Below are 5,918 nucleotides of genomic sequence, written 5' to 3'. Positions count from 1 at the left end.
CTATTATTCCAACATACACCTTCCCCTTTTCCCCAAAGCGTCTTTGAATTCTTCGTGACAGGGGGACGCTCATTGTCAACGTTTCTTCCTATTGTGACAGAGGAACGGCCCTTTTGTCATTCTTTGAATCATAGATAACTGAATATTGAATAAATCGTATTCCTCAGCAATAGCTTGGAAATATCCTTTTACCATCACCTGCTGCCGGAGGGTTGGTCGGGGAAAATGCAGTGCTTCCCTGGAATGCTAAATCAGACATTTGCTTCCGCTGTCATTTTGGACAGCAGCACTAAAAAAGCTTAAACCCCGACCAATACAAGATCGGGGACTCTGCAAAAACATAAAAACCATCTCCCTATCTTGCGTAGGTGAACGATGCCAGCGAACAGGCAGGTTTCCTGGCTCGGGATCATCTCACACCTGCACCTTCCCACCCGCACCGGATAGAATCTGCAGTCAATCATAACTGCAGCTGTGTGCCGGCAGTGGTATCTGCAGGGTGATCCCCCTCACAGTGACGCGATCGCACCGGATTTACACCGGCTTCCCTTTTCAGCCTTCTCGGCCACCTGTACGCATATAGCTAAATAGTACTATATCAATTAATTCAGCTACAGTAAACATTTTTCTGCTTTTTTAACATGGCCAGTCTTGAATTATTATTGTTTTATTAGCAGGCTCACAAGAAGAACGTGCAAGAGGAACTGTCCTCGGTGCACACGGTGCACAACCAAAATGAATCACAAGAACCGTTGCCATGATTCATTCGAACTGGTCTATAATAAATATATCTGCCATTGGAATAATGGGGCAGCAATTTCATACTAACGGAGGTAGTTACATTGATCGACCCTAGAATAAGTACCTTGGCAAACAACCTCATCAATTACTCCTGTGATCTTAAAAAAGGAGAAAAGGTGTTAATCGAAGCTATCGGCCTCGAACTCCCACTGGTTACAGAGCTGGTCAAAGCGGCCTACAGGGCAGGCGGGGTTCCCTTTGTGATGATCAAAGATTCTGCAGTTGAACGAGCAGTTTTATTGAACACCGGCCAGGAACAGATGGAACAAAGAGCCAAATTCGAAGGAGCACTGATGAGTGAAATGCAGGCCTATATTGGAGTCCGTTCCGGTGACAATATTGCGGAACTCTCCGATGTACCCCCGGAGAAGATGGAACTCTACGAGAAATACTACTGGCATGAAGTTCACGGCAAGATCCGGGTACCGAAGACGAAGTGGGTGGTCCTGCGTTATCCCAATCCTTCCATGGCCCAGCTGGCCAACATGAGCACAGAATCCTTTGAGAATTATTACTTTAATGTCTGCAACCTGGATTACCGTAAGATGTCCCAGGCCATGGACCCACTTGTCGAATTGATCAACAAAACCGACATGGTAAGGATCGTTGCCCCAGGCACAGATCTGGAGTTCTCCATCAAAGGGCTTCCTGCTGTAAAATGCGATGGCAGATGCAATATTCCCGATGGAGAGGTCTACACAGCCCCTGTCAGGGACTCGGTCAGTGGAAAAATCATCTATAACACCCCTTCCCAGCACCAGGGCTTCACTTATGAAAATATTTCGCTGGAGTTTGAAAACGGAAAGATCATTCGTGCTATAGCCAATGACAGCGAGAGGATCAACAACGTCTTTAATATAGACGAAGGAGCCAAATATGTGGGTGAATTCTCCTTCGGGCTCAACCCTTATATCAACAAACCCATCAAAGACACCCTTTTTGATGAAAAGATCTCCGGCTCCATCCACTTTACACCTGGAAGCGCCTATGATGACTGCTTCAACGGAAACAAGTCTGCCCTTCACTGGGACCTGGTGTTGATCCAAACACCAGAGTACGGTGGTGGGGAGATCTACTTTGACGATATTTTAATCAGGAAAGATGGGCGCTTTGTGCTTTCAGAGCTTGCGGGATTAAACCCGGAGAATTTGGTCTAAACTCATAACGTTATGCCTGAAAGTTAAGGTGCACCATATGCTGGTCGTTATTCGTTAAAATGTCAGCAGACGCGAGGACAGTTCTCGCGTCTGCTTTGTGTCTAAGCGAAAGATAGAAGTCTGATGCCAGAAGTCGGAGGCCGGCTCTTCATCTATAATGTATATTTTTTGTAACATCGGTTATTTTATAGAAAACTAGATGAAGGAGGTAATTACACAAAAATGTCTGCATTGGACAAAACTTCATTAGTCCTCGTCATCATTGGTGCCATTAACTGGCTGCTGGTCGGACTCGCTAGATTTGACCTGGTGGCATTTCTCTTCGGGGGCAGTGCCAGTCTTCTCAGCAGAATTATTTACACCATTATAGGTCTGGCAGGACTCTGGGCGATCACCATACTGGTTAGGCCCGAAGTCGAAGCAAGGTAGTCACAAGCTTAGTACACCCGTGATCAATCCCGCCCCATTTTCCGATAACTCCGCCTAACTCCCGCTTTTCCAGATATATCAAAGGGAGCAGGTTTGAGCTGATTTGGGGGCGGGATTCTTATTCCGTTCAGAAGCAGGATGTCTGATGTCGGAAAATACCAGCTACTGCTTCAGCTGCTCCCGCAACATTATATGAGTTCGGCCTCTATTTTTACAATCTAATGGTGCCACCCAGGCAGCATAGACGTCTATCCAGAACATTCACCGCTCATTCCATTCCACAATAACATCAAATTTAAATCCACTTGTTTCTCTCAAATAGATGATATTATAGGTCAGGAAGTTAGGATATAAAAAAGATTGGGTTATAAACCCTATACAATGGCTATAACGCTGGGAGAACGGGCACCATTCAGAAGTGGCTTAACAAACTGTCTGAAAAAGTGTTGACTTCCCGACTTCCCGACTTCCCGACTTCCCCAACGAAAATTGAAAGATAACTGTAAGAATACCTGTGGAATATGCGTATAAATAATAGAGCGCACAAAGGAGGTATCATCATGCCCAAAAAAAATAAAGTTTTTCTCACACTTGGGCTGCTATTATTTTTTTTATTGCTGATCATAAGCTTTTTTGACCAGGACGAGGTGGAACAAGACGCCCGAAAAATGCTGGCCCAATACAGGCTGCACCCTGCAGCACAACCAACAACAGATAAGTTTAAACTGCCAGCAGACTCTGGTGACCTGCAAATGGTACTCATAAACTCCGCATCTCAAAAAATCGGCCTTAATATCCAGGATTACCGCGGTCAAAAGGTTAAACTGCTGAAATATCCCCTTCAAGAGCGCTCCCAAAGCGAGGAGGGCAAAACCTATGCGTACTTTTTAGCTGACAATCACCGGATCATAGGAGCATATCTGACACTGGATGGCTATACCCCGGGGATAGTTTCGTTGGATGATAGAAATTATTTCACCCCGGACAGACTGAAACCGGAAAAGCTCGTATTTGAAGGTGTAGATAGTATCGAACTCTATGGGCCCTGGGAAAACAATGATTGGAAAGATAAAGCGACAATAACTGACACTGAACAGGTAAACTCGATTTTATCCTTACTCAGCAAGTCCACTCCAATAAATAAAGACTTCCCACCGCACATAGATTATGAGGAATACCTGTTGGTTATCCACTACTCTGACGGCCCAAAGGTATACGCGCGGTTAATCTCTACCACAAAAACCACAAAAGCTACACTGGATCACTTCCCGGATTGGTCGTATGACCCACCGCAGGAGCTGAAACAAATAATCCGTAATATACTTACCGGATTTTCGACTTACTCACCGCAATCGATTAAATCCTGTAAACTATGTAAAAACCACCCACTGTTTTCATTCACATTAATTCGCGTATAGTCCTTACATAATGCATTAATGCAAATATGCATATGAGCGATGCATAACCTCATCTTATTTGCATCCCAATATGAACCTGCAGAGTGACTCGAGCAGATCCCCATCCCGGTTGCCGCTGAAGCCATTACGGACCGGTTATCGGCTCAGGCCTACAACATCATTATCAAGGGTAGTAGGTCCATGCGTTTATCTAGTTAGCTTTTTAAGCCACCTCCTGTCAGCAGGGGGTGGCTCCCTCCTAATGCGTCAGTGGCTCTCAAATCACCGCGCCAGTGGCTCCATTAACACCAACTAGGTGGCTCTTAGAAAACGTGTTTTGCATTGTTGGCATAATAATTGCTTATATATTTCTATAAGGTGATTTAAAATGCAAATATGATTTTATAGCCACCATTTCGCCAACTTTTAAAGAACAGTATTTTTTTTTATTAGCGAAGAGATTGACATCTAGCAGACACTAGAGCATCATTTTGAAAGGGGGGAACTACAAAAATTGGACAAGCTAATATTCGGAATGGAGATGGTTTTTTATAGTGGTTTATTATAATAGATCTAATAATTTAAAATTAGATGATTCAAAAATCTTATTAATCAAGAACATAGAATATAGGAGTATTATTCCTAAAAAAATACGAGGTGGTATATAATGGAATCCCTAATCTTAAAAAATAAAAAAAATAATTGCTGAATTTTCAAGAAAAATGTATAAGATAAAACCTGAAACGGTTGGAGACATTTTAAAAGAATATTATCATAAAGATGCAGTTATGCACACTTGTCATCCATTTAATGTTTTAGAGGGAATAGAGGAAATAACAGACATATTTTATAAGCCTTTTACAGCAGCTTTTCCAGATATGAAAAAAGATAATAATATATTAATGGCCGGTCATTATAATGATGGTGATTGGGTAAGTGCTACCGGAAATATCGTTGCTACATTTGAAAATGACTGGATTGATATTCCTGCATCTAGAGGGGCTACTTGGGTTAGATATGGTGAATTTCATAAAATGGTTGATGGGAAAATCATTGAAACCAGATTGATTGTAGATATATTAGATGTTATGAGACAATCCGGATTTAGATTCATCCCAACACTAGCACCTGAAATAGTTGTTCCAGGCCCAGCTACTAAAGATGGCATTTTATTGTACGAGACAGATGATAATGAGAGTAAAAAATCGCTTCAATTAGTTGAAGATATGCTTTACAAGGGCCTTATAAATGCAGCTTCAGGGCTAGAAAAACAAAGATTAGAAGCTTATTGGGCAAATGATTTTATGTGGTATGGACCTGCTGGGATAGGTTCTACAAAAGGTATAAAAGGATTTAAAGAATATCATCAAGGACCATTTATGAAAGCTCTTCCAGATAGAGTAGGTGGACATAATCATGCAGCAAGATTTGGAGATGCTAATTATGTATCATCTACTGGATGGCCAAGTGTAGAAGCTACACATACTGGGGCCGGATGGTTAGGAATTCCTGCTCCAAATAAAAAAGTAAACATGAGAGTTATGGATTGGTGGAGAAGAGAAGGCAACCTTCTTGTTGAGAACTGGGTACTCATCGATCTGATTGAATATTTATTTCAATTAGATATTGATATTATTGATAGATTGAGAAAAAGACAATATCTTATATAATTATGTAAGTAAAAAAAAGTCATATGCATTAGTAAACTACCATAGATGATAATAAAACCCCCAAATAGACTGGGTGCATTTCGGCAAGATAGTAGAATAGTATAAACGATTAGTTCTAGATAAAAGTGCCCGGAAGGCAATTCCAACCGGGCACTATATAATTAATGGATTGTTTGTTGCTTTAGCTACCTATTGTTGCCTCTCACTCAATTTGACGCTGCAATTCTCACCGCCAATAACGGAAGAATTATAGCGACAGTCTGCCATAAAGTTGAGAATTCAGGTGCCAATCAAAGTCTAGCTAGATAATGCCAGTCAGTGTGCATAGTGTGGATAATGTAGAGATCCCCCAGCACCCAAACCAAACCTGTCATGGATACTGAGAGGATCCTTACCCTTTAATTACCTTACCCCGCTGTCGCACGCTGCCTTTCCATATCAGCAAGAATACGCCCGATCTCTTA

Annotated in this window: 4 protein-coding genes and 1 riboswitch; all 4 genes read left to right on the top strand. The window is 42.0% G+C overall.

Going from position 1 to position 5,918, the window contains the following annotated elements; translation table 11 throughout:
* Nucleotides 1–371: 371 nt before the first annotated feature.
* Nucleotides 372–588, bottom strand: a riboswitch (cobalamin riboswitch).
* A gap of 278 nt (nt 589–866) precedes the next feature.
* The 4 genes from SSCH_RS03700 (at nt 867) to SSCH_RS03685 (ending at nt 5,454) form a co-directional block, all read left to right on the top strand.
* Complete coding sequence (locus tag SSCH_RS03700) at nt 867–1,958, top strand: aminopeptidase (RefSeq protein WP_456300445.1); 1,092 nt, start codon at nt 867–869, stop codon at nt 1,956–1,958.
* 222 nt (nt 1,959–2,180) lie between these two features.
* Nucleotides 2,181–2,387 carry a DUF378 domain-containing protein gene (locus SSCH_RS03695; RefSeq protein ID WP_198142141.1) on the top strand — a complete coding sequence of 69 codons (207 nt, stop codon included), beginning with the start codon at nt 2,181–2,183 and terminating at the stop codon, nt 2,385–2,387.
* A gap of 560 nt (nt 2,388–2,947) precedes the next feature.
* A complete protein-coding gene (locus tag SSCH_RS03690; protein WP_044664299.1) occupies nt 2,948–3,805 on the top strand; it encodes a DUF4830 domain-containing protein in 858 nt (285 codons plus the stop codon).
* 701 nt (nt 3,806–4,506) lie between these two features.
* The gene (locus SSCH_RS03685) at nt 4,507–5,454 is read left to right on the top strand and encodes an ester cyclase (RefSeq protein ID WP_052835268.1); all 948 of its coding nucleotides are present in this window, start codon (nt 4,507–4,509) and stop codon (nt 5,452–5,454) included.
* Nucleotides 5,455–5,918 lie beyond the last annotated feature (464 nt).

This window comes from Syntrophaceticus schinkii, assembly GCF_000946815.1.
Classification (GTDB): Bacteria; Bacillota; DSM-12270; order Thermacetogeniales; family Thermacetogeniaceae; genus Syntrophaceticus; species Syntrophaceticus schinkii.
This window is presented reverse-complemented; position numbering and strand designations above follow the sequence as displayed.